The organism is Xenorhabdus miraniensis, assembly GCF_002632615.1.
This window is the reverse complement of sequence record NZ_NITZ01000002.1, coordinates 48,921-73,387: the sequence shown is the minus strand read 5'-3', so window position 1 is coordinate 73,387 and position 24,467 is coordinate 48,921. Positions and strand designations below refer to the sequence as shown.

Annotated in this window: 17 protein-coding genes; 9 read left to right on the top strand and 8 right to left on the bottom strand. The window is 45.4% G+C overall.

The window, feature by feature from the left end; all coding sequences use genetic code 11:
* Nucleotides 1-229 precede the first annotated feature (229 nt).
* Together prlC and rsmJ are read left to right on the top strand one after the other, a co-directional pair.
* Entirely contained in the window at nt 230-2,272 is a 2,043-nt protein-coding gene (prlC, locus tag Xmir_RS02260; protein ID WP_099112837.1) for an oligopeptidase A, read from the top strand.
* A 7-nt stretch (nt 2,273-2,279) separates the two neighbouring features.
* Nucleotides 2,280-3,023 carry a 16S rRNA (guanine(1516)-N(2))-methyltransferase RsmJ gene (gene rsmJ / locus Xmir_RS02255; protein ID WP_099112836.1) on the top strand — a complete coding sequence of 248 codons (744 nt, stop codon included), beginning with the start codon at nt 2,280-2,282 and terminating at the stop codon, nt 3,021-3,023.
* A gap of 87 nt (nt 3,024-3,110) precedes the next feature.
* On the opposite strand, the gene gdhA is transcribed toward rsmJ, so the two are convergent.
* On the bottom strand, nt 3,111-4,454 hold the full coding sequence (gene gdhA / locus Xmir_RS02250) for an NADP-specific glutamate dehydrogenase (protein ID WP_099112835.1): 1,344 nt from the start codon (nt 4,452-4,454) through the stop codon (nt 3,111-3,113).
* Between the two features lie 259 nt (nt 4,455-4,713).
* The gene (gene uspA / locus Xmir_RS02245; RefSeq protein ID WP_047962023.1) at nt 4,714-5,145 is read right to left on the bottom strand and encodes a universal stress protein UspA; all 432 of its coding nucleotides are present in this window, start codon (nt 5,143-5,145) and stop codon (nt 4,714-4,716) included.
* A gap of 283 nt (nt 5,146-5,428) precedes the next feature.
* Here uspA and uspB point away from each other — a divergent pair, with 283 nt between their 5' ends.
* The gene (gene uspB, locus Xmir_RS02240; RefSeq protein WP_099112834.1) at nt 5,429-5,758 is read left to right on the top strand and encodes a universal stress protein UspB; all 330 of its coding nucleotides are present in this window, start codon (nt 5,429-5,431) and stop codon (nt 5,756-5,758) included.
* Between the two features lie 96 nt (nt 5,759-5,854).
* Here uspB and pitA read toward each other — a convergent pair whose 3' ends face one another.
* A complete protein-coding gene (pitA, locus tag Xmir_RS02235) occupies nt 5,855-7,345 on the bottom strand; it encodes an inorganic phosphate transporter PitA (protein WP_099112833.1) in 1,491 nt (496 codons plus the stop codon).
* A gap of 298 nt (nt 7,346-7,643) precedes the next feature.
* On the opposite strand from pitA, the gene Xmir_RS02230 reads away from it, so the two are divergent.
* The 5 genes from Xmir_RS02230 to Xmir_RS02210 all read left to right on the top strand — a co-directional run bounded on the left by Xmir_RS02230 (nt 7,644) and on the right by Xmir_RS02210 (nt 15,457).
* Nucleotides 7,644-8,888 carry a BaiN/RdsA family NAD(P)/FAD-dependent oxidoreductase gene (locus Xmir_RS02230; RefSeq protein WP_099112832.1) on the top strand — a complete coding sequence of 415 codons (1,245 nt, stop codon included), beginning with the start codon at nt 7,644-7,646 and terminating at the stop codon, nt 8,886-8,888.
* An 802-nt stretch (nt 8,889-9,690) separates the two neighbouring features.
* Nucleotides 9,691-10,821: a LuxE/PaaK family acyltransferase gene (locus tag Xmir_RS02225; protein ID WP_099112831.1), complete on the top strand. Its 1,131-nt coding sequence runs from the start codon at nt 9,691-9,693 to the stop codon at nt 10,819-10,821.
* A 1-nt stretch (nt 10,822) separates the two neighbouring features.
* Entirely contained in the window at nt 10,823-13,258 is a 2,436-nt protein-coding gene (locus Xmir_RS02220) for an acyl-CoA reductase (protein WP_099112830.1), read from the top strand.
* Nucleotides 13,259-13,273: 15 nt separating this feature from the next.
* On the top strand, nt 13,274-14,518 hold the full coding sequence (locus Xmir_RS02215; protein WP_099112829.1) for a phenylacetate--CoA ligase family protein: 1,245 nt from the start codon (nt 13,274-13,276) through the stop codon (nt 14,516-14,518).
* Nucleotides 14,519-14,530: 12 nt separating this feature from the next.
* On the top strand, nt 14,531-15,457 hold the full coding sequence (locus Xmir_RS02210; protein ID WP_099112828.1) for a GNAT family N-acetyltransferase: 927 nt from the start codon (nt 14,531-14,533) through the stop codon (nt 15,455-15,457).
* Between the two features lie 274 nt (nt 15,458-15,731).
* Here Xmir_RS02210 and Xmir_RS02205 read toward each other — a convergent pair whose 3' ends face one another.
* Nucleotides 15,732-17,744: an RNA-binding domain-containing protein gene (locus Xmir_RS02205; RefSeq protein ID WP_099112827.1), complete on the bottom strand. Its 2,013-nt coding sequence runs from the start codon at nt 17,742-17,744 to the stop codon at nt 15,732-15,734.
* 241 nt (nt 17,745-17,985) lie between these two features.
* On the opposite strand from Xmir_RS02205, the gene Xmir_RS02200 reads away from it, so the two are divergent.
* On the top strand, nt 17,986-18,681 hold the full coding sequence (locus Xmir_RS02200) for a pirin family protein (RefSeq protein ID WP_099112826.1): 696 nt from the start codon (nt 17,986-17,988) through the stop codon (nt 18,679-18,681).
* Between the two features lie 115 nt (nt 18,682-18,796).
* Here the strand turns inward: Xmir_RS02200 and pckA are convergent, their stop codons facing one another.
* From pckA to Xmir_RS02180, 4 genes are all read right to left on the bottom strand, one after another.
* On the bottom strand, nt 18,797-20,416 hold the full coding sequence (gene pckA, locus Xmir_RS02195) for a phosphoenolpyruvate carboxykinase (ATP) (RefSeq protein ID WP_099112825.1): 1,620 nt from the start codon (nt 20,414-20,416) through the stop codon (nt 18,797-18,799).
* 252 nt (nt 20,417-20,668) lie between these two features.
* Complete coding sequence (gene hslO / locus Xmir_RS02190; protein ID WP_099112824.1) at nt 20,669-21,541, bottom strand: Hsp33 family molecular chaperone HslO; 873 nt, start codon at nt 21,539-21,541, stop codon at nt 20,669-20,671.
* 26 nt (nt 21,542-21,567) lie between these two features.
* Nucleotides 21,568-21,981, bottom strand: a complete 414-nt coding sequence (hslR, locus tag Xmir_RS02185) for a ribosome-associated heat shock protein Hsp15 (protein WP_099112823.1) — start codon at nt 21,979-21,981, stop codon at nt 21,568-21,570.
* Between the two features lie 81 nt (nt 21,982-22,062).
* Nucleotides 22,063-24,171 (bottom strand): IgaA/UmoB family intracellular growth attenuator, encoded by a 2,109-nt coding sequence (locus Xmir_RS02180; RefSeq protein WP_099113069.1) that lies wholly within the window; start codon nt 24,169-24,171, stop codon nt 22,063-22,065.
* Nucleotides 24,172-24,467: the final 296 nt, after the last annotated feature.

The following is a 24,467-nucleotide window of genomic DNA, read 5'->3' as shown; positions in this document are numbered from 1 at the left end:
TGAAGAGCCGGGATTATAGCGCGTCTATCTTAATATCTAAATGTCTCCGTCGTTTCGCAGAGACTTCACAGATATCTGACATAAAAAGAGCCGGATTATTCGCATAAAAGTGCGGCATTAGCATTGAACTCACGGTATCTTATCCCCATCTATCGTCAACGACCCATTGGGATATAAGGCTGGTTTCAGCGTATACCCTAACTCTAACTACACATATAAGGCGCTCATTATGACTAATCCGTTACTGACACCTTCTGCATTGCCTAAGTTCTCTGCAATTGAACCAAAACATGTCGTGCCTGCTGTGAAAGAGACGTTAGCCAACTACCGTCAAGTAATTGAGAAGATTTTGTCAGAAAATTCCGCTTTTACTTGGGATAATCTGTGCCAGCCAATTTCTGAAGAGAAGGATAAACTTGCCCGTGTATGGTCGCCTGTCGGTCATTTAAATGCCGTCAAGAACAGCCCAGAGCTGCGCGAAGTCTATGAGCAAAGCCTGTCTCTGCTTTCTGAATTCGATACTTGGCTGGGGCAACACAAAGGTCTTTATCAAGCCTATAAGTCACTGAAAGCAAGTGAAGCTTTCAAAAATCTTCCCCAGCCACAGCGTAAGATAGTTGAAGATGCCCTGCGTGATTTTGAGTTGACCGGTATTGGCCTGCCAGAAGAGCAGCAGAAACGTTACGGTGAAATTACTGCCCGTTTATCTGAGCTTGGCGCGAAGTTCGGCAATAATGTGCTGGATGCCACAATGGGATGGACTAAGCTGATTACCGATGAGTGTGACCTGGAAGGTATGCCTGAAAGTGCCAAAGCCGCCGCTAAAGCCGCTGCCGAAGCCAAAGGGCAGGAAGGATGGCTGCTGACGCTGAATATGCCAAGTTATCTGCCTGTCATGACCTATGTTGATGATAGTGAACTGCGCGAAGAGATGTATTTCGCCTATACAACCCGTGCTTCCGATCAAGGGCCAAATGCCGGGAAGTGGGATAATAATGAAGTCATGGCCGAAATCCTCGCATTGCGCCATGAACTCGCTCAGTTGCTGGGTTTCAAGAACTATGCTGAAAATTCCCTTGCCACCAAAATGGCTAAAACACCTCAGCAAGTACTCGATTTCCTGAACGACCTGACCAAACGCGCCCACAGGCAAGGTGAGGAAGAGTTGGAAGCGCTGGCGGATTTCGCTGAATCTCACTACTGGGTTGATGAGCTGGAAGCATGGGATCTGGCATATTATAGCGAGAAGCAAAAACAACATGACTTCTCGATTGATGATGAGCAATTACGTCCTTATTTCCCTGAACAACGTGTGCTGGAAGGGCTGTTTGAAGTCGTCCACCGCATTTATGGTATCACTGCCAAAGAACGCCACGATGTGGATACATGGCATCCCGATGTTCGCTTCTTTGAGTTGTATGATGATAAGCAAGTATTGCGCGGCAGTTTCTATCTGGATCTCTACGCCCGCGAGAATAAACGTGGCGGCGCATGGATGGACAGTTATGTCGGCAGAATGCGTCATGCTTCTGGTGTGCTGCAAGATCCTGTGACTTATCTGACGTGTAACTTCAACAAACCTGTCGGGGATCAACCAGCCCTGTTCACGCACAGTGAAGTCACAACACTGTTCCATGAGTTTGGTCACGGCCTGCATCACATGCTGACCCAAATTGAAGCGCTGGATGTGGCAGGTATCAACGGTGTGCCTTGGGATGCGGTAGAGTGTCCGAGCCAGTTTATGGAAAACTGGTGTTGGGAGCCAGAAGCGCTGGCGTTTATTTCCGGTCACTATGAAACGAAGGAACCACTGCCGCAGGAGATGCTGGATAATATGCTGGCAGCCAAAAACTATCAGGCCGCGATGAAGATTCTGCGTCAACTTGAGTTTGGTCTGTTCGATTTCCGCCTGCATGTGGAATATGATCCAGCTAAAGGGGCGCAAATTCTGGAAACGCTGAAGTCGGTGAAAAAACAGGTGTCTGTTGTCCCATCACCAGATTGGGGACGCTTCCCGAACTCCTTCAACCATATCTTTAATGGCGGTTATGCAGCGGGCTATTACAGCTATCTGTGGGCGGATGTTCTGGCAGCAGATGCGTATTCCCGCTTCTCTGAAGAGGGAATTTTTAATCGCACAACAGGTCAGTCATTCCTCGATAATATCCTGGCTCGTGGCGGCTCAGAAGACCCAATGACGCTGTTTGTACGTTTCCGTGGTCGCGAACCAAAACTGGATGCTATGCTGAAAAGCTACGGCATTGCTGGATAAGAAACTTGTGAAGATTTGTTTGATTTGTGAAGAAGGCGCTGATCACAGCGCCTTATCGCTATTGGCTGAACGCTGGAATCTGGTTCATGATGAAGATTCAGTCATGGCTCTGGTACTGACCCCCGAACGGCTGGAGTTACGCAAGCGTGATGAACCCAAGCTGGGCGGAATTTATGTTGATTTTGTTGCCGGAACGATGGCTCACCGTCGCCGTTTTGGGGGCGGTCGCGGCGAAGCAGTCGCTAAGGCCGTCGGCATCAAGAAAGATTATTTACCTTCGGTTGTGGATGCGACCGCAGGTTTGGGCCGCGATGCCTTTGTGCTGGCTTCCATCGGCTGTCATGTCAGAATGTTGGAACGCCACCCGGTGGTAGCAGCATTACTGGATGATGGTCTACAGCGCGGCTATCAGGATGAAGAGATCGGTGGCTGGCTGAAAGAGCGTATGACGCTGATTCATGCCTCAAGCATTACCGCATTGACGGATATTACACCACCACCCGATGTGGTTTATCTCGACCCGATGTATCCGCACAAACAAAAAAGCGCTCTGGTTAAAAAAGAGATGCGCGTTTTCCAGTCTCTGGTCGGGGCGGATGAGGATGCTGACAGTTTACTGGCACCTGCACGGGCACTGGCGAAACGTCGGGTTGTCGTGAAACGGCCGGATTATGCCGAACCGCTGGCAGGTGTTAAAGCCTCTGCCGCGATTACCACGAAAAATCACCGTTTTGATATTTATCCCTGTTAATCAAGATCTCACCGCCCAAAAACAATCCCCATATTTCCATGGGGATTATCCGTAAATTAGCTACCGATCATATGCCAAACCAAGCCACTACACGATCCCCTGCGCTAACATGGCATCTGCAACTTTAACAAAACCCGCAATATTTGCGCCTTGTACATAGTTAGTCTGCTTGCCTTCTCCTCCATATTCGACACAGGCATGATGGATATCAAGCATGATGTGATGTAAGCGAATATCTACTTTTTCCGCTTTCCAACTCAGACGCACCGCGTTCTGGGCCATCTCAAGGCCGGAAGTCGCTACGCCACCCGCATTGGCGGCTTTGCCCGGCGCAAACAAAACGCCGGCTTCAAGGAAAGCATCCGTAGCCGCGATGGTTGCCGGCATATTTGCCCCTTCCGCAACTACTTTTACCCCATTTTTAATCAGCACTTTTGCCGCGTCTGAATCTAATTCATTCTGAGTCGCACAAGGCAGGGCAATATCTACTGGAATTGCCCACGGATCCTGGCCCTTGAGGAAAGTTAATCCGCGCTCTTTGGCATACTCCTCTATACGGCCGTAACGCTGATTTTTGATCTCTTCAAGATGGGCCAGTTTTTCCGGTGTAAAACCCTCTTCATCCAATACGGTGCCGCCTGAATCGGAAGCCGTAACCACTTTTGCACCCAGTTCCATACATTTTTCGATGGTATATTGTGCAACGTTTCCTGCACCGGATACGGATACCCGCATGCCTTCCAATCCCATGCCGTGGCGTTTTAACATCTCATGGGTGAAATAAACCAGGCCATAGCCCGTGGCTTCAGGGCGGATCAGGCTTCCACCAAATGAGAGGTCCTTGCCCGTGAAAACACATGCCGTATTGTTGGACAATTTTTTCATCATGCCAGCCATAAAGCCAACTTCACGGCTCCCCACACCGATATCTCCGGCGGGTACATCGGTATCCGGCCCCAAGTGGCGATAAAGTTCTGTCATTAATGCCTGACAGAATCGCATGACTTCACCGTGACTTTTCCCTTTGGGATCAAAATCAGAACCCCCTTTTCCGCCTCCCATTGGTAACGTTGTCAGCGCATTCTTCAATGTCTGTTCAAAGCCCAAAAATTTCAGGATAGAAAGGTTAACCGAAGGATGAAAACGCATCCCGCCTTTAAATGGCCCAATGGCAGAACTAAACTGAACCCGCCATGCACGGTTAACCTGTACTTTTCCTTGATCATCCACCCAGCAGACGCGGAATTGGATAACCCTTTCCGGCTCGACCAGACGTTCCAATAATCCTTGCTCACAATATTGCGGGTTTTGTTGAAGAAAAGGCCAGAGAGAGGTCAACACTTCTCGTACTGCCTGTAGGTATTCTGGTTGATGCTGATTACGGGACTGAACCGAATCGAGAAATGTGACTAAAGATGATGCAACATTCATTTAGGGCTTCCTTTTTGTCATTCAGAAGTGATGACCCCCAGCCATTTTCCATATTATTTTTTTGTCGAAAATGTGAGGTAATTACGGTTTGCTTTCTGAATATAGCACCGTTTTATGCTTACATTTCAACAACTATTTTTTATTAATTTCCTTAAAAATAGCTTTGACAATTTCTAAAGCAGTTTCATTATCCTTTCTAAGGGCAAAAAAATCGCCTGCATAAGCAGGCGATTTTATAGAATAAAATTTCAACCGAAGATTATTCTTCGTCACGCAAAGGCACGATCAACATATCAACATGAACGGTGTTAATAAGCTGACGAGCTGAAGACATCAACTTGCTCCAAAAATCCTGATGATGACCACATACAACGAGATCCATATCGTATTGTTTGATGGCATCAACAAGGACCTGGCCTAAATCACCACTGCCACTCAGCGTTTCCTGAACAGGGTAACCTGCGCTGGCAGACAGCTCTTTCAGGGACTTACGGGTTTCATCCGCGATACGTTCTTGCATATCGCCAAGATTAACGTCAATCAGGCCGGTATAAAGATCGGAGTAGTTTACATCAACATGGATCAGGGAAACTTTGGCATTGTACGGTTTTGCCATTGACACAGCTTTCTCCACCAAAATCTGACTTTCTGGTGATAGATCAACCGCAACAAGAATATGTTTGTAAGCCATAAGAGCTCCTTCCATAACGTCGATTAAATGGATTGGCAGCACTAAATGCTGTGATTTGATGTTTATACTATAACTGTTCAATGTACCTTTTGAGTGTTGTTTTGATCACAACTTATTGTTTTTCTTTCTTCCTTAAATAAAGCCCCCCATTTCATTCTTTCTTCAATACACAGGGCACTGTATTTTCTTCTAAAATTTAATATAGTTATTATTCACATTAGAATCTTTTCGGTTGATTTCTTCTTTCTGGCAGCATTTGTTGCCGCTATAAGTAGGAGGAAGTATGTTCAATGCTATTGCACTCTTTTGGGCAGTTTGCCTTATCTGCATTATTAACATGATTCGCTACTTTTCTTCGCTCCGTGCACTATTGTCAATCTTGCGCGAGTCAGATCCCATGCTGTATCAGTCGGTTGATGGCAACGGTTTTTTTACAACCAATAGTCAATTCAGCAAACAGTTTCGGCTCGTGCGTTATATCAATTCGCAAAGTTATATCAACCATCACGATCCCGATGTCATCTTGTTATGCGAAAGGCTGAGAAAGCAATTTATATTGACGGAAGTGTTGCTTGGGGCTGGTGTGCTATGCCTGATAATAATCGTTGTTTGAATGGGATTTGAGAAACTAACGTGAACAGAAAAAAGTCAGAAATAAAAAAGGGTTGGCTACTGTGTTAGTAAGCCAACCCTTTTTTCTAAGATGTCATTAGATCAGTTTCAAGGCAATCCAATACAGAATACCTGACAATCCAATTGAAATAGGCAGAGTCAGAACCCACGCCAGCATGATATTTTTGATGGTCTTGCTTTGGACACCACCACCATCAACCAGCATTGTCCCCGCTACCGCAGAAGAAAGTACCTGTGTCGTAGATACTGGCATTCCCGTATAGCTTGCAACACCAATAGAAACTGCGGCGGTAACTTGAGCAGAAACGCCCTGGGCATAAGTCATGCCTTTTTTGCCAATCTTCTCACCAATGGTCACAGCAACACGCTTCCACCCTACCATGGTGCCCAAAGACAGAGCGAGCGCCACAGCAACGATGATCCACAACGGTGCATATTCCACGGTATTCAGCAAATCTTTGCGCAGCTTATTCAGGAAACGGGCATCTTCAATACTGGTTTCCGGCAACTTAGCCACGGAGCTGGCGGTATCAGTGATACACATCAGCATACGACGCATACTGTTACGTTGATCCGGCGTCAACTCGCTGAAACTCTGGATATTCCCTAGCATATTTTCAGCCTTGTCCAAAATCACCAGAGCGCGTGAGTTATCACAATGGAATTCCATATCCAATTGGTCTTCCACAGAAGCGATAGCTGGAGTCAACTCAATCGCATGAGCCAGTGCCGGGCCGTGATGCTCATAATATTGCTGCAAATGGACAACAGCATCATGAGTACGGGCAATATCATAACTGGTTGAGTTCATATTGACGACGAAGCCCGCAGGCGCAACGCCAATCAGAACCAGCATGATCAAACCAATACCTTTCTGGCCGTCATTGGCTCCGTGGGAGAAGCTCACACCAACAGCAGAAAGAATCAGGGCAGTACGTGTCCAGAATGGCGGTTTGCGTTTACCATCCTGTTTTTCACGCTCGGCAGGCGTCATATGGATACGGCGACGTTTTTTCGTACCGCTCCAATAGCGGCGCAACAAAAACACCATCGCTCCGGCAATGACCAGACCAATCAGAGGAGACAGGATCAAGGACATAAAAATCTGTATCATCTTCGGAATATTCAGCGCATCCACTACCGAAGAACTGGTCACTATCGCATTGGTCAAGCCGATGCCGATAATAGAGCCAATCAACGTATGGGAACTGGATGCTGGAATACCGAAGTACCACGTACCTAAATTCCAGATAATCGCTGCCAGCAGCATGGAGAAAACCATAGCCAAACCGTGAGCCGAGCTGACATTTAGCAGAAGATCCGTAGGCAGCAGATGCACAATCGCATAAGCGACACTTAATCCACCAAGGAGAACACCCAAAAAGTTAAAAACCCCTGCCATGACAACGGCAAGCTGCGAACGCATCGCCCGGGTATAAATAACAGTTGCTACTGCGTTTGCGGTATCATGAAACCCATTGATGGCTTCATAGAAAAGCACAAACAACAGAGCAAGCACTAACATAAGGCCGGTATAAAATTCCAGGCCAGTAAACAGATGTAGCATAAACGTTAAGCCAGTTAGTAGGACATGAACGCGCGCATTATCAGTGACAAACGTTAGCGGGAAAAGAGAAATATGACCTTTTTTTGATTTAATGACAATAAAACAACATAAAGTTCCTCATATTTATCAAGTATATCAAATGGTTATTTAATTTTAATATTTTGATATTTTTTTGATGAAAAATAACTTTTGCCAGCCAAAAGTGAAACTAAATGCGTATTTTTCTCCGTAGTTCGTGAATACAACCCCCACAATGCGGTGATTTCCTATAATTAACTCGGCCAGAAGAGACAGGCGAATGGAAAAATTTGATGTAGTTATTATCGGTGCCGGCGCTGCTGGCTTGTTTTGTGCTGCTCAGGCAGGGCAAGCCGGATTAAATGTTCTGGTACTGGATAATGGCAAAAAAGCGGGGCGCAAAATTTTGATGTCCGGTGGCGGGCGCTGTAATTTTACCAATATGTACACCGAACCCGCCGCATATCTTTCTGCCAACCCGCATTTTTGTAAGTCAGCACTTGCTCGCTACACACAGTGGGATTTTATTGATCTGGTACAACGCTATAGTATCCCTTATCACGAAAAAACATTGGGCCAGCTTTTCTGTGATGACTCCGCTCAACAAATTATCGACCTCCTTTTAAAAGAATGCAAACTCGGCGGCGTCACTATTCGCTTGCGTAGTGAAGTCACCCATGTAGAAAAGAAAGAGCGGGGCTTTGTTATTACGGCCTCAGGAAAAGAAGTAAGCACACACTCACTTGTTGTTGCGTCTGGTGGTTTATCCATGCCTGGTTTGGGCGCCACACCTTTCGGTTACCGTATCGCAGAACAATTCGGTCTCAATATCCTGCCCACACGTGCGGCATTAGTGCCTTTTACCCTGCATAAACCTCTACTGGAACAACTGCAAACACTTTCTGGTGTCGCGGTTCCTTCTGTCGTCACCGCAAAAGACGGCACCGTATTCAGGGAAAATATCCTGTTCACCCATCGCGGTCTTTCCGGCCCGGCTATTTTGCAGATTTCCAGTTATTGGCAACACGGTGAGTATGTGAGTATTAACTTACTTCCTGATACAGATTTAGAGAGTTTTCTGGAACAAGAGCGGGAATCTCACCCTAACCAGAGTTTGAAAAACACACTGGCTAAGCTCCTGCCTAAACGTTTGGTGGAATGTTTACAGTCTTTCGGGCAATTGCCGGAACTGTCTCTGAAACAACTTAATTCCGCCCAGAAAAAAGAGTTGATCGCGACCCTGCAATGCTGGCAGGTACAACCAAATGGTACAGAAGGTTATCGCACTGCGGAAGTCACTCTTGGTGGTGTGGATACGAATGAATTGTCCTCAAAAACAATGGAATCTCATAAAGTGAAAGGGTTGTACTTTATCGGTGAAGTGGTTGATGTAACCGGCTGGCTCGGTGGGTATAACTTCCAATGGGCGTGGAGTTCAGCGTGGGCTTGTGCGCAGGCTTTGATCACCGTGTGTAGAGATAATAGAGTTAAGCCGACTACATTAACTACAGATAAGATCATTTAAAGAGCTTCAACGAGCTCTAGATATTGACCAATGTATAGAGCATTATCAGAGACAACAGCGCGCAAATCCTAAGGCAAAACAGCCTCAATTTTAGCAATGGTATCTTGTGCCGCGAGAGAAAGTGCGCTGTCTGTCTGCTTGCTGACCCATTATGCACCGACGGTGAGAGACTGAGTTTCTTCTTCGGGAAACATCAGTGGTAGCAACAAGAACCCAGAGCGCAGGATAAAACGACACCTGCCTGCCCTTCGATATCGGCCGCGTAGCAATTCACGGTATCACCCCCCCTAACCTGTCAATTCATTTTGACAGCTTTTCCCATACTTACGGAGATTTTGAAGACAGCAGCACAACTGTCAGATTGAGGTCAATTTGCGTGTAAAAATAAACTTCAACCAATCATCACATAACAACAAATAATGAAACGTGTGTATCAAATAATGATTGCCTAAAACATAAGAAAGAGGAAAAATATTAGCAAAATGATTTGATTGTTACTATATGGTTTGGAATAATGCGCCCAGCAAATACAGGGCTGACATTGACTATAAAAATGCAAATAAACGCTAAATAATATCGATTATAAGTTGATTTTACCAAAATAAGACTTAATTTCTGTCAGAAACCAAAAGTATCACCTTCCAACAAAGCTCAAGTAATCAATTAAGGTAGCTCCTTTTATTCATTACATTAGGTAATGAATAAAGCCTATCAAAAATGATTGCATTCAGTACACGAACACACTAATTAATTAATTTAACTAATTATCTTCTGTAGTTGTTACTAAAGAATGAGTTTCGATATGCAAAATTTACCTCACGTCAAAGCACTGTGTGCTGTCACACACCCTTATCGTGCTTGTGCCGAATATGATTCATTATTTGATGCCGCCATGCGTGAACTGACGCTGTATCACTGCGAGCATACTCCTGGCTATATGCAATGGCTGGCAGATCATGGTTTAGATAAACAGGCGATAATGGCACTGGAAGATTGGTCAAGCCTGCCGCTGCTATTTGCCAATTACTTCAAGCGTAATTTGATACTCAGTGATAGTGCACAAGATGCGCTGGAACTGACTTCCTCCGGAACCACCGGGCAGAAAAGCCGCATGCGCTATGATACTGAAAGTATTACGGCTGCCCAAAATATGGTGGACTGTATTTTCGACTATTATGGCTGGAATACGCCCGATCAACCGTGCAACTATCTGCTATTCAGCTACGAACCCGCTGGTGCTGTTACGCTGGGTACGGCCTATACCGATCAGTTTTTGGCTAAATATGCCCCCGTAAATCGCGCTTATTATGCTTTGCGTCACAATGGACAAGGCAATGAATTTGATCCTTTCGGTACAATTACCGCACTCCAACAATTTGCTGAAGAAGGGTTGCCGGTACGTATTTTCGGCTTTCCCGCTTTCCTGTGGTTTACCCTGCAAAGAATGGAGAAAATGGGGCTTCCTGCACTGAAATTGCATCCAGAGTCACTGGTTTTTCTCGGTGGAGGCTGGAAAACTCATGCCGATAAATCCATCCCTAAACTGAAACTGTATCAACGTCTGACTGAACAACTGGGTATCCCTGATATTCGCTGTCGTGATGGTTATGGCTCAGTGGAACATCCCGTGCCTTATGTTGAATGTTCCCATCATAATTTTCATGTCCCGGTCTATGCCCGGGCTTACGTGCGCCATACCGTCAATTTGTCGCGTCAGCCTTATGGCGAACCTGGATTTCTGCAATTTGCATCGCCTTATATCACTTCCTGTCCTGCCCACAGCATCGTCACAAATGATCTTGCCGTACTGCATCCCGCTGACAGTTGTGGCTGTGAGCTGGACACTGACTGGTTTGAATTGCTTGGTCGTGCTGGTACCAGCAAAAATCGTAGTTGTGCTATCGCCGCTTCAGAATTGATTAAGAGATCTTGATATGTCTTCCGTAAATACAATTTCCGTAAGTTCAATGAATACGCCAATATCTCCAGTGCCACTGGCAGGTCAAAACATCGCAAAATTACGTGAGCGGCTACCTGAGTTGCTGGCTCGTCCTCATACTTCCGGGCAAGTGCTGGATTGTGCACAACGTTTCGCAGATTATCTGTCCAATCTGGATGATCATCCCCTGTTTGATGCGCAAACCCGAAAAACACTTAGTACATTCTGCCAACGTCAGGCGTTAGAAACCAAGCTGGAGCGGGAACTTGGAAAAAATGCCTTTTCACTGCGTCGATTCGATTATGACCAGAATCGCTATGAGGCTTGGAAACCCCTGGGATTGGTCGTCCATATTACTCCCTCCAATGCTGCACTACTGCCTTTTATGGCTGTTATCGAAAGTCTGTTGGTCGGAAATATCAACTGGCTGCGTCCCAGCAGCAGCGATAATGGTTTTAGCGCGCAACTGTTAGCGGAATTCTTAGCACACGATATTTCAGGTGATTTAGCTGATCGGGTTGCAGTATTACCCTTGCCCGTAACACAACTGGCAGAATTACTGAATCAGGCTGATGCTGTTTCTGCCTGGGGAGGCAATTATTCTCTGGCATCTATACGATCCCAATTACCGACAGGTTGCCGTTGGATAGATTGGGGACACCGCATCAGTTTTGCCTGGCTAAGCCCAGAAGTTATTGATGATACCCTTTTAGATGTATTGGCTGATGATATTTGTCGTTTTGATCAGCAAGCCTGTTCCAGTCCGCAATGTCTGCTGGTCGATAGTGATGATCCAAACGTTTTACAGCATGTCGGACAACGCATGGCCGCCGCCCTGCAACGTCGTTCCGGGTTACATCCGGCATTAAAACCGGATATTCAGGAAGCCGCTGAAATTACAACCCAAACTGCTTTTCAACAACTCGATCTCTCTTTTACGCAGGTAAACGGCGAAGTCTGGCAAGCCGACGGATGGCGGGTGATCTGGCGACACGAAGAAGAACTGGCTGCGTCCCCTCTGTTCCGCACATTGCAGGTACGCCCGGCGCCACACCAACGCCTGTGTTCTATTTTGCAACCTTGGCGTAATCACCTGCAAACCTGTGCGTTGATGACGCGTCAGGAATCAATAGCCGAGATGAGCCATGCGCTGATCGCAGCAGGTATTAGCCGTATCACGCCGGCGGGTCAAATGCATGATGGCTATAGCGGTGAGCCGCACGATGGCGTTTATGCACTATCGCGCCTGACTAAACGAGTCTCGGTCAGTCTGGCCCCTGATTTAATGGCAGGCTGCGCCCATCTTGATATTTCTCCATCGCGTCCAAATGGGCTGGAAAATCTGCCTGTCATGAATAAAGCCGATTTTCATGCGCTGGTTCCGAATGAAAAATCCCGCCTGTTTTTCCTCAGCGGTGGCAGTAGTGGTGAGCCTAAACTGGCTGCATATAGCTATCAGGATTATCACCGACAAATGCAGGCCGCAGCCGATGGCGTATTCGCTTCTGGACTTGAACCCGCGACTGACCGGGTGATGAATCTGTTGTATGGCGGAAAATTGTACGGCGGCATGATGAGCTTTTTCACCATTCTGGATAAATTGGGAGTAGCCCAATATCCAATGGGTGGCCCTGTTGATAATGATTTCCGTGAAATCGCCGATTTCATCGTACAACAACGTATTAATACGCTGGTGGGAATGCCAAGCACACTGCATCGGTTATTCCTGAACGAGGAAGCCAAACTGCGTCAATATGGCGGTATTCGTAAGCTATTTTTGGGTGGTGAACACCTGAATATGAGCCAGCGGCATTTCCTGGCCGGCTTTGGCGTTACCCTGATACGTTCAACCATCTACGGTACAGTGGATGCCGGCCCTGTAGGTCATGGATGTGCCGCCAGCGAGGACGGTGTTTTCCATTTAATGGCCGATACCCAATGGCTGGAAATCCTCAATGTCGATAATGATCAACCCGTCGCTGATGGTGAAACAGGCCGCCTGGTATTTACTTCCCTGCATCGTGAGGCACAACCTGTCCAACGTTATGATTTAGGCGATCTCGGTTGCTGGATCAATCAACCCTGTTCTTGTGGCCTTTCTTCCCCCCGCTTCCGGTTGATGGGACGCAGTGGTGCTTTGTTACGTGTGGGTAGCATTTTCGTCAATCTGACAGATTTGTCTCAACAACTGGGCTTACCCGTGCAATGGATAATCGAGCATGACAGTCACGGCGTCGATAGCATTCAGCTATTGGTTGATGGTTCCGAGCCAGCAGTAGTGCGCCAGCGTTTATTACAGGATGCAAAACTCGCCGAAGTGGTTAATGGAAACCTACTGAATTTAGATGTTATTTCCACACCCGCTACTCAATTTCGCCAAAATACTCATAGCGGAAAATCACCATTATTCATTGACTTGCGTAAATATTAAGTGAGTAAAATTCAGATGATGACCAGAACAGCATTAATTGATTTGCTCCAACATGCACGCGAGCATTCTGCTTATTACAAAGCACTCTACCAGTCCATTCCCGAGAACTGGGCATTGAAAGATTTGCCACTTGTGGAGCCCAGTGATTACTGGGCACATTCAAACGACTTACAGACATGGCCGGTGCTGACGGCCCCACTGGCAGGCGGTCATGTATATAAAACGGGTGGCTCAACCAGCGATGGGCGGTTGTCAGTTTTCAGTCAACAAGAGTGGAAAGCATTTATTCACGCCTTTGGGCAAGGTATTGCCCGCCAGTTGAAGGCCGGGGATCGTGTAGCCAACCTGTTTTTTGCTGGCGATCTGTATACCAGCTTCATATTTATCCACGGCGCATTGTCAAATTCGTCACTCCCCATATTGGAATATCCTTTTACCTGCAAGGTTGAAGATGATTTGCTGGTTAACAATATTCAACTGCATAACATCAATGTGCTGGCGGGTGTACCCGTTCAGTTAATCCGCCTTGCCCACTATCTGAAAGATACGGGACAAATATTGCCGATGGTGGAGACCATTTTGTACGGTGGGGAGAGCCTGTTTGATTCACAGATAGCTATCATACAGCAGGTTTTTCCTAATGCGCGTTTGGGATCAATAGGCTGTGCCAGCGTTGATGCCGGCTTGATCGGCTTTGCTGATCCTGAGTGTCAGCAAGGAGAACACCGGGTATTTGAAGAAGACACAATTATCGAAATCGTGGATGAAATTACTCATCAACCAATTACGACTCCGGGTAAATGCGGCCTGCTCGTTGTCACCAATCTACAACGAAAACTCATGCCAGTGATCCGCTATCCGACTGGTGATATGGCTTGCTGGTGTGAGCCAGAACAGATGCACCGCAAGTTCGCCCTGCGAGGGCGTGCCAATCAAGGCTACCGTATCCGGTTTGGCACACTTTCATTGTTCCCTGATGATTTAGCCGCACAACTGTCGCAGCAAACGGAGCTTCTGGCCTGGCAACTAGAGCTAAGTCAGCAGGCAGGGGAAGACAAAATCAGACTGTTGGTGGCAAGCCTTCAAACTGTCGATACCGACAAGATACGCCATAGGGTACTAACGGCTTTTCCTAATCTGGCTGAGGCCAACATACATCAAAATATGTTGGAGATTGTGCAAACCAATATTGATGGTATGTATACGCACCCACGATCGGGAAAATTGCAGCGAGTTGTGGATCTGCGTAGTTATAACTAAAGGTTGAAATCGATGACTATCTTCCCTTCCGCTATTCAGCTTAGAAGTTACCAATCGGGTGATGATAAAAAGATCAGCCAATTATTCCGTGAAGTCTACGGCGACTCGTATGTCTATCCTGATATTTATCTGCCAAGGCTCATTGATGATAATCAGGCCACGGGGCAATGGTATTCTGCCTTAGCGTTCCATCAAGGGCGGTTCATCGGTCATGCTGCGCTGGTTAAAGATGCGGTGCAGCAAAACCATGCAGAACTTGCACTCATCGCCGTAGATCCCAATTTTCAGGGCTATGGTGTGGCTAAGTCTCTGGGCAGCTATTTATGCCGCTATGCGAAAGAGCTAAGTTATAATTTATTGACGATAAAACAGGTATGTTCACATCCGAAAAGCCAGTATATCGCCCGGAACTTAGGCTTTTATTCGACAGCCCTGATGCTGGATTATGTCGATTCACCATTCGGGCTGCCTGAGCCTGAAAGTATCGTTCAGGGCATTTTGCCGCTTAAGTCGTTGCCATTACCTAAACTGAACTGGCCACAACCCTGGCAGAACTGGGTTACCCAGATAAGCCAATATGTGGGTGAATCATCCCCAAGTGCGAAACAAGCCTATCGTCGTGCCCTTACCTCGGAGCCGTTTACCATTAAAAAATCCGGTCGACGTTTGGAGATCACGCTCTATGAGGTTCATTCTGATTTTTTATCGGAAGTTATCGATTTTCCAACCGGACAGTTAATCTATTTAAAACTGCCTGCGTGTGAAAAATCTCTGGAATTGTATCCACAGCTCAAAAAAGGGGGCTTCCGTTTCGCAGGATTATGCCCCGATACACGTGATGGGTGGTTTTTACTATGGCTAAGAGGCTATCAGCTAGCGCCATATCAGTTTCATGACTCAGGAACCCAGCATCTCTATCAAATGGAATTAGGGGCATAGATAAACGCATCCTAAATTTGATTAAAAAAACACTTTACAAGTGATATTGAGAACGATTATCATTCTTAACACTTTCAGTGCACCACCTTCAGGGTCCATGTGAAAGTACGACATTGCTCACATTGCTTCCAGTGTTTACTTTTTATAAGCCAGCTTATTGCTGGCTTTTTTTTTGCTCACTATTCTCTCATTTATTATGAGAGCTCTTACCCTTCCTTCTTCCAACTAGACTACAGAAACCAAAGCCGTGAGTTCTAACAATCCAATCGCCAAACTAATTATTGGTGATATAACCTTGTTTTTTATGACGTTTCACATGGGGAAAAGCAATTCTCAACTTTCCTTGCTCAACCAATGGCGATAACTGCTTTTCACGAACATTTTGTGGTGTGCGGTCAACTAACATAGCAATGACATTAAGAGGTATAAAATGCCCTTTACATAGCTCCAACACAATGGAATCCATCATCTCATTAGGCAGACGTTTCTTCTCTCTGGCAGGTTGAGCAATATCCTTTAATTTATTCTGTAACACTGTATTTAATAAAGAAAAATCATCAATGTAAGGGTGAGCCAGTTTGGTTGTAACAAAACGACCCATCTCATCGCGGCCTTGACTACTTTCCGTTAAGCCAACAACGTTATCCGTGATCATTTTTCCGTTATCCGTGATCAATTTTTCGTTATCCGTGATCATTTTTTCGTTATCCGTGATCATTTTTCCATTATCCGTAATGATCGATTTAGAAGATAACGGATTAGCATCAAACACATCATCTGGGGAAAGTAACTCCATTCCAGGTAGAGTGTAAGATTTATCGCGCTTCTCACCATGTGGAATAAGAAAACCACGCTCAACTAATTTGGGTAACGCCAATGTCACCTCGCGGGAGTGTAAGCTAGTTAATTGGCAAGCTCGCTCGTGATCTACCCAACCTTCAACTGCCGCGGTGATCACTATACTGCGTTCCAATTCATTGAGTTTCTCCACTCCATCACCAAATTTTTGGTGCAATAATGATGCAGTTTCTTCAGAAACCAGACTGCCAATAGAAAGTTCTAATAGAGTTTGTTCCGGTTCTGTTTTTTCATGCAATCTTGGCACTCGCCAGTTAGCCCACTTCCAACCACTATAAATTTTAGGAATACCAGATCCTGAACGTTCACCCGCTCCAATCATCAAAAACATCTGGTGCATCAATCTATTACGACAATCACTTTCGTATCCCTTAATTGCTTGCTCAGGAGGAATACGCATTAAGCCAGGATTACGAAAGCCAAACAAATCGGGACGTTTAACCACCAAAATAGATAAGCGACCTGTATAATCAGCGTGAACCAGGGCATTAACCAGAGCTTCACGTAATGCAGTATGAATTTGGGTTTCGTCTTGACGAATTCCATTTTTAAGCTCAAACGGGATCTTCAAGTCAGCAATTAACTTACGATAAGTACGGCGGTAGAAGTCAAACACATTACCAGACCAAGTTCCATCCGGGCAGATACGATCTATCCAACGGCGCTCAGTTCTAGCTTCTGGACGTTCCTGATAATCTACAAAGTAATTAGGTGCCGCATCTTGAATTGCTTCCCATGTACCAAACATTAAAATACCCGCCAGAGTCATACCTTCCTGACCCGTTTGTCTATCCTTACGCCAGCCTCCAATGCTACGTAAAAAATCAAAGTGATTTAGTTCCAGAGCTGGATGTGTTGGCCTGGAAACAGACAATAACTGACGATAAATCTGTAAGCTTTCGATATTGATATCATTCAGATCAAAATGTTGGAGGACCCTGTTGTCACGACTATCTTCCAATTGCTCGACCATCATTCGCTTCACTTGCTCTTCAGAACAAATCCGATCACCTTCATGTAAGCGAATATAGGTGTATTTCATTGGTTGATTTTTAAGGAAAACTGGCTTTTTTTCACGGCGGGCGGGAGGTATTTCAATCACTAATATTTGTTTACCATCTAATTCAACAATGTTGGCTTGTTGATCCGTCAATAAATTAACATTCACCAACTGTGGATTATTCAGACCATTAAATAGTTCCTGTTTCACCTTTTCCGGATTGTCTAATCCAGATATGGTAAATTTACCACTCTTCTCCCGCACGCCCAACACCACAAACCCACCACGGCTATTGGCCATGGCACTGTAGGTAGGCCAGAAATCATCCGGTAATTTGCCTTTCCCATCTTTTCCTTGAGCCAATTTAAATTCCAGCTCTGCCGATTCAAACAGCGTCTGTAAGTCAATCAGATCATTAACATGAAACATTGATGGCTCCTAAATATTGTCTCCTGATATAGGGAAGCAGAGCTAACTTACCAACAACCAAATGCAGTGAAAAGAGGTACTTAGTTTATTTTATAAGCCAACTTGATGTTGGTTGGCTTCTTTTTTTACTCACCATTCTCTCATTTATTATTCAAACTTTTTGAACTCTAAGGTTAAATTTCTAATCTTTTATATTTCAGACCTTCAACTAGACTACAAAAAACATTGAGGGATTTTGAAAATGATCTACTTACGTCGCGCTTCAGAACGAGGCCATGCCAATCATGGTTGGCTGGACAGTTGGCACACTTTTTCATTTGCCAACTATTACGATGCAAATTTCATGGGATTTTCCGTTCTCAGAGTCATTAATGAAGATGTTATTGATGCGGGTCAGGGATTCGGCACGCATCCTCATAAGGATATGGAAATATTAACCTATGTGCTGTCCGGAACTGTAGAACATCAAGACAGCATGGGAAATCAGGGGCAAGTGCCGGCGGGAGAATTCCAAATTATGAGTGCAGGAACCGGCATTCGTCATTCAGAATTTAACCCACATCATGATAACCAATTACATCTTTACCAAATCTGGATCATGCCAGATAAAGCAGGACTCACTCCCCGTTATGAACAGCGCCGTTTTGAGACTGTTGAAGGCCGCCAGCTAGTCCTTTCTCCTGATGCCCGTGCGGGTTCCCTGCAAGTTTTTCAGGATATGATGTTATGGCGTTGGGCATTTAAAAACGGCGAAGAGGGGGAATATCCTATGGAAAAAGCACGAAAAATCTGGATTCAGGTTGTTCGGGGCGAAGTGATGATCAATGGAACGCTGGCTACCACCAGCGATGGTGTCGCTATCTGGGATGAATCCCTTCTTCAATTAACTGCCAGCCAAGAAAGTGAGATTCTGCTGTTCGATATGCCATCCCATTGATGCCAGCGTTTTAATTTTATGTTTTGTCCCTGTATCGAATTGAAAAATATCACTTAAGAAAGAACCCTATCCAGCCGGATAGGGTTCTTTCATAGGAATAGCTTTTAAACAGAATTTACAGTTTAGGGCCAGCCTTCACCAGCGCGGCTCCCGCAGCGGTATCAGTATATTTATCGAAGTTGTCGACAAAGCGCTGTGCCAGATCTTTCGCCTTAACTTCCCATTCGGATTTATCCGCGTAGGTGTTGCGTGGATCAAGAATACCGGTATCGACACCCGGCAATGAAGTTGGAACCGTCAAATCAAAAATCGGCAGTTCAATGGTATCTGTGTCTTCAATGTCACCACTTAAGATAGCATCGATAATCGCACGGGTATCTTTGATAGAAATACGTTTGCCTGTACCATTCCAGCCAGTGTTGACCAGATAAGCTTTCGCGCCCGATGCCTGCATGCGCTTAACCAGCACTTCTGCATATTGAGTCGGATGCAGTGACAGGAATGCCGCACCGAAGCAAGCAGAGAAAGTGGGTGTTGGTTCCGTCACACCACGTTCAGTTCCCGCCAATTTCGCGGTAAAACCTGACAGGAAGTGATATTGCGTCTGCTCTGGAGTCAGTCGGGAAACCGGAGGCAGCACACCAAAAGCATCTGCTGTCAGGAAAATCACTTTAGTCGCATGTCCTGCTTTTGATACGGGCTTAACGATGTTGTCAATGTGATAGATAGGATAAGAGACGCGGGTATTTTCTGTCTTAGAGCCATCATTAAAATCAACCGTGCCATCTGCCAACACTGTGACGTTCTCCAGCAAGGCATCACGGCGAATAGCGTGATAGATATCCGGCTCGGCTTCTTTGGACAAGTTGATGGTTTTCGCATAGCAACCACCTTCAAAGTTAAACACGCCGTCATCATCCCAGCCATGTTCATCATCACCGATCAATTTACGTTTCGGATCAGTGGAAAGTGTTGTTTTGCCAGTACCAGAAAGCCCAAAGAAAATAGCGACATCGCCTTTTTCACCCACATTGGCAGAGCAGTGCATGGAAGCAATACCTTTCAGTGGCAGCAGGTAGTTCATCATTGAGAACATCCCTTTTTTCATTTCCCCGCCGTACCAAGTACCACCGATTAACTGCATACGCTCTGTCAGGTTAAAAGCAACAAAGTTCTCAGAATTCAGCCCTTGCTCTTTCCACTGTGAGTTCGTGCACTTGGCGCCATTCATCACAATAAAATCAGGCGTGAAACCGACCAGTTCTTCATCGGATGGGCGGATAAACATGTTTTTCACGAAATGAGCCTGCCAGGCAACTTCGGTGATAAAACGCACTTTCAGGCGCGTATCTTCATTGGCTCCGCAGAAAGTATCCACAACAAACAAACGTTTGCCTGAAAGTTGTTGAGTAACTAACCCCTTGAGATGAGACCAGGTTTCCTGACTGAGCGGTTTGTTATCATTTTTACCTTTACCCTGATCAGCCCACCATACGGTATCGCGAGTAACATCATCACGGACAATGTATTTATCTTTCGGGGAACGTCCTGTAAAAATACCTGTATCTACTGCGACAGCACCAAGATTAGTGAGCGTGCCGCGCTCATATCCCTGTAGCGAGGATTGGGTTTCTTCAGAGAATAACAATTCATAACTTGGGTTATAAACAATTTCACTAACACCACGAATACCATAAACCGCAAGTTCCTGCTCAGTAATGCCTGTAACGCTCATTTGTTGCTCCTGGTCAGTTATACTTTATCTCTATCTCTGCGGGGGATAATAAATAATTATGACTAATTAACAGCGATTGTTATCAAAAAATTGGAATTACATGACTTTTTTTGAGTTTATATGAGACACAGGGCACGGAATGAATGAAAGAAGGGCAAATAATAAAAAGGGCGTATTTTACGCCCCATGAAAAACTGTTATGCACGAGTTAGGCACGAATAGTGCAACCACCTAATCAGTACATATATTTCATCAGTGCGACTGCTCTTTTTTCGTCGCTTTTATTTCACTGACCTCTTTCTCACCGAAAATATAGTGCATCCCGCAGAACTCACACTCCATATCGATTTTGCCATCGTTGTGCAAAATTTCCTGAAGGTCAGCATCGGGTAATGTCGCTAACGTATCAGCACAACGTTGTTGGGAACATGTGCAACGAAATTCAACCTGCTGAGGCTCATAGAGCGTGACATCTTCTTCATGATAAAGACGATACAAAATCTCTTTCGGATCCAGAGCAAACAGTTCTTCACCCTTAATGGTTGCAGTAAGTTGCACCAGATGGTCAAGCATATCCTCGCTGCCTTCTTGTACACTCGGCAAAACCTGCAATAACATGCCACCCGCAGCCATTTTTCCATCCTGCATTCCGGTACGAATAAACAAGCGGGTTGGTAACTGCTCAGACTGTCTGAAATAAGCATCCAGACAATCTGCCAACGTATCGCCTTCCAGAGCCACAACCCCCTGATAGCGCTCACCTTCTGTAGGGGTAACAGTAATGACCATATAGCCATTGCCTATCATGTCTCTCAAACTGCTGGCTGCACTAATATCACCATCAATGCGTGCAGTGCCGCGCATCTGTTGCTGGTTGTTGCCATTAATTACCGCTAACTTGACCGGACCATCACCCTGGATCTGTACGGTGATATCCCCATTGAATTTCAATGTCGCTGTCAACAGGCTGGTTGCGACCAACAATTCACCCAATAGCAGCTGCACAGGTTGAGGGAAATGATGATTTTCCAGCATCCGCTGGTAAGTCTCGCTGACGGAGACGAGTTCCCCCCTGACAGAGTAGCTTTCAAATAAAAAGCGGTGTAATTGGTCATGCTTGGTCATAAATTTCTCTCATTTCACTGAGACGGTTATCCCGCCTCATTTAATTTTGTGTTCTTGAATTTAATCAGTGTGCGCCGTTCTTTTTTATCTGGACGGCGATTAGGGTGCGGCATCGTCAGCGCATTCATTTTACGGGCCAATGCCATTTTTTCCCGATTGATAATACTTTCTGCCGTTTCCTGATAAAGTTGCTGCGCTTCGGTAGCGCTACGTCTGTGGCTGTTCAATGCCAGGACGATTACCGTTTTCTCATCATTGCCCTGACGCAGTTTGATCTTTGCGTTCAACTCAACCAGTTTACCCGGCTTACTCCGCTGCCCATTATAATGGACTTTACCCCCTTCAATCATTTCACGTGCGATGGAACGGGTCTTGTAAAAACGGGCAGCCCACAGCCATTTATCAAGGCGCACAGCCTGATCGGTGTCTGAATTCAACATGATAGCTTCTCCCAATTATCGGGTCCCACTGCCTAATCGGAGCCGGCAAAAAACGGACTGAGGGTAACACAGCCCATCGGATTATCGCCAATCCATCGGCGATGAAGATGATTTGAAACAGTTATCGTAGTATTGAGTGATATGCTGGAGACGACGCCGGTTTTTCTGCTTTTTCTTTATAACCAGTATCATGTTGATCGTGAACGTCGTCAGCAATATTGCCAACAGCAAACAACTGCCCAGATAACGAATGAGAGTCTTGGTATCGGGTTCACGATGCAGCGTGATCTGGCGGGTCCCATTTGCGTCCTCGGACAATTCCGTCACGATCCCCCCTGTTTCGAATGGCGTCCTCATCAGTAATCCTAAAACTTCTTCTAATTCCTGCCATCGTTCCAGAGCAGTATGTTCATACATATTGCCTACCCGCATCGGATATTCGATCAATTCTCTCTGCTCTGCACTAATCAGCAAAACACCTCCCGGCGATGGACTATTTATCAGAGTGGTAATTTTATCCATTTCCCTATAGATAAATGATGCCGTCGTCGTATCAACCAGTTTTTCTAACGCATCCGCACTGGCAGAACGCAATAACACTTTGGTTCCATCCAGCTTTCCTTTTTTGGCATCGTTTAATAGCGTATTCCAATTCTTGGCGTTCCCTAAATTGGCAAGTGCGTTTTTAAGGCGGTTACACTCAGGCTCGTTCTGACATAAGCTGTGCGTTTTTAAAACGATTGGAGCAAAGTTATCGAGCAGGATCATACCGGATTTAACAATAGCTTCATCCAGACTTGGGTTGATCTTCCTGTTATTTGAAAACGGATGCAATTGCTCATTAACCATTTTAATCAGCGCAGCCGACTTCTCAACGGCTTTAGATTCCAGTATTGGTAATGGCGTTTCACTGTTCCAATAGACACCGTAGCAATCGAATGCAGCGAAGTACGAGATATCGCCCCCATATGCTCTATCGGGCGGCATATAACACATCCCGACACCTTTGACCTTCAAGACATCTCCTGGCTTCAACGGCATTTTTTGCAGCTCAGTAAAACTGGTAATAACTTTAGTATTGTTGCCATATAACCAAGCCAAACTGAGCCGCATGGATAAACTCACGGGCTGGTAAAAATAAAGCAATGACATGGCCAATACAGAGAAAACCACCAATATCAAATTTTTCCGGTGGCGCTGATAAGGGTAGTGTTTTTCTTCTTCATGTAAGGAAAGATAGCGCCCCTGCCGGGTAACATGGCAGTTGGCGTACATGTCTATATCTGTATTCTGGTCAAGATCGTGGAAAACATAGGGTTCCCAATGCGCCGGATAAATGAGATCAATACCGCCCAGTGAAATATTTTTTCTTTGCTCTGGTTCAAACTCACTGAAGACTCCCCAACGTTTGGGAATACCGCTGAAACAATGAATATTGGATAATTTTCGGCCCGAAGGCAACCGAAAGTGCGGCCAGAAACTGCCCAATATGCCTAAGAACGCAACCGACATTAACCATGGGAACATGGGTATGGGCAAGAAAAGGGCAACAAACCATATCGAAAGCCCCATACTCATGAGAATGCCTTCCTGAATCCCTGTTGAATGTCTCAGGCGATATTCTTCTAATGTCTCCTTGCGGATATACAGTAAGTTAGCACTTGAATTACCATTTTTTTGGATGGAAGCATGCTCTTTTTTTGCTATCGCCCGCGTGATGGACAGATCCTGCTGATAATCTTTCAGAGAGTGACCATTGACAGCGATGACAATCGGCATTGAGCTTGTCTGAATAATTTCAATCGTATTCTGCTGCGTGATAAATGGCTCAAGAAAAACAGGGAAATGTATTTCCGTTTCATCAACATAATAACGCCAATGGTGAGATTCATCTCTGGCGGCAGAAAAACGGGTAATAGGGTGGCTGGTGATATAAACATTATCACTTTTAACAGGTAACGCCGGATAGCCTGCCTGATGTCGGCTACTTTGCTTCATCAGAAGATGAGCATTTCTCAAGTAAGATTCTATGGATTGATATTCATCAGCCTCCAATTTACGTCTGGCTGTTTTGACCATCGACGGTAGATAACGCACGTTATCAAGCCGCTTCCACCTGAAATTCAGAAAGGAAGCCATTATAATCAGGCTAATGATAAAAGTAGCCAATATAATGACCAATGAGCTCATTTTTTTCCCCACGCCCATGACAGCAATACAGCGACTGGCAGAATAACAATCTCGTGAAACAATCAGAATCAGGCTATTCCTATTCTTGCCTTCCATTTTAATTTTATTTACAAAAGGTTATATAAATTTTCTCATACCTTTCCATAAAATAAAGTTTTTTTTGTAAGAGTAAGATAGTAACAAAAATACATTCAAGCGATAATCGCTATCATTTACTAACATAATCAGCCATATTAAAGCAAAGTTTAGATGCGTCTCCAATTTAACCACAAGACCTGAATTAGCCGAGAAGATCT

Excerpts from the sequence above, each read along its gene's own strand:
- prlC (WP_099112837.1), top strand. The coding sequence starts at position 230 with ATGACTAATCCGTTACTGACACCTTCTGCATTGCCTAAGTTCTCTGCA.
- gdhA (WP_099112835.1), bottom strand. The coding sequence starts at position 4,454 with ATGAATGTTGCATCATCTTTAGTCACATTTCTCGATTCGGTTCAGTCC.
- uspA (WP_047962023.1), bottom strand. The coding sequence starts at position 5,145 with ATGGCTTACAAACATATTCTTGTTGCGGTTGATCTATCACCAGAAAGT.
- uspB (WP_099112834.1), top strand. The coding sequence starts at position 5,429 with ATGTTCAATGCTATTGCACTCTTTTGGGCAGTTTGCCTTATCTGCATT.
- pitA (WP_099112833.1), bottom strand. The coding sequence starts at position 7,345 with ATGCTACATCTGTTTACTGGCCTGGAATTTTATACCGGCCTTATGTTA.
- Xmir_RS02230 (WP_099112832.1), top strand. The coding sequence starts at position 7,644 with ATGGAAAAATTTGATGTAGTTATTATCGGTGCCGGCGCTGCTGGCTTG.
- Xmir_RS02225 (WP_099112831.1), top strand. The coding sequence starts at position 9,691 with ATGCAAAATTTACCTCACGTCAAAGCACTGTGTGCTGTCACACACCCT.
- Xmir_RS02220 (WP_099112830.1), top strand. The coding sequence starts at position 10,823 with ATGTCTTCCGTAAATACAATTTCCGTAAGTTCAATGAATACGCCAATA.
- Xmir_RS02215 (WP_099112829.1), top strand. The coding sequence starts at position 13,274 with ATGATGACCAGAACAGCATTAATTGATTTGCTCCAACATGCACGCGAG.
- Xmir_RS02210 (WP_099112828.1), top strand. The coding sequence starts at position 14,531 with ATGACTATCTTCCCTTCCGCTATTCAGCTTAGAAGTTACCAATCGGGT.
- Xmir_RS02205 (WP_099112827.1), bottom strand. The coding sequence starts at position 17,744 with ATGTTTCATGTTAATGATCTGATTGACTTACAGACGCTGTTTGAATCG.
- Xmir_RS02200 (WP_099112826.1), top strand. The coding sequence starts at position 17,986 with ATGATCTACTTACGTCGCGCTTCAGAACGAGGCCATGCCAATCATGGT.
- pckA (WP_099112825.1), bottom strand. The coding sequence starts at position 20,416 with ATGAGCGTTACAGGCATTACTGAGCAGGAACTTGCGGTTTATGGTATT.
- hslO (WP_099112824.1), bottom strand. The coding sequence starts at position 21,541 with ATGACCAAGCATGACCAATTACACCGCTTTTTATTTGAAAGCTACTCT.
- hslR (WP_099112823.1), bottom strand. The coding sequence starts at position 21,981 with ATGTTGAATTCAGACACCGATCAGGCTGTGCGCCTTGATAAATGGCTG.
- Xmir_RS02180 (WP_099113069.1), bottom strand. The coding sequence starts at position 24,171 with ATGAGCTCATTGGTCATTATATTGGCTACTTTTATCATTAGCCTGATT.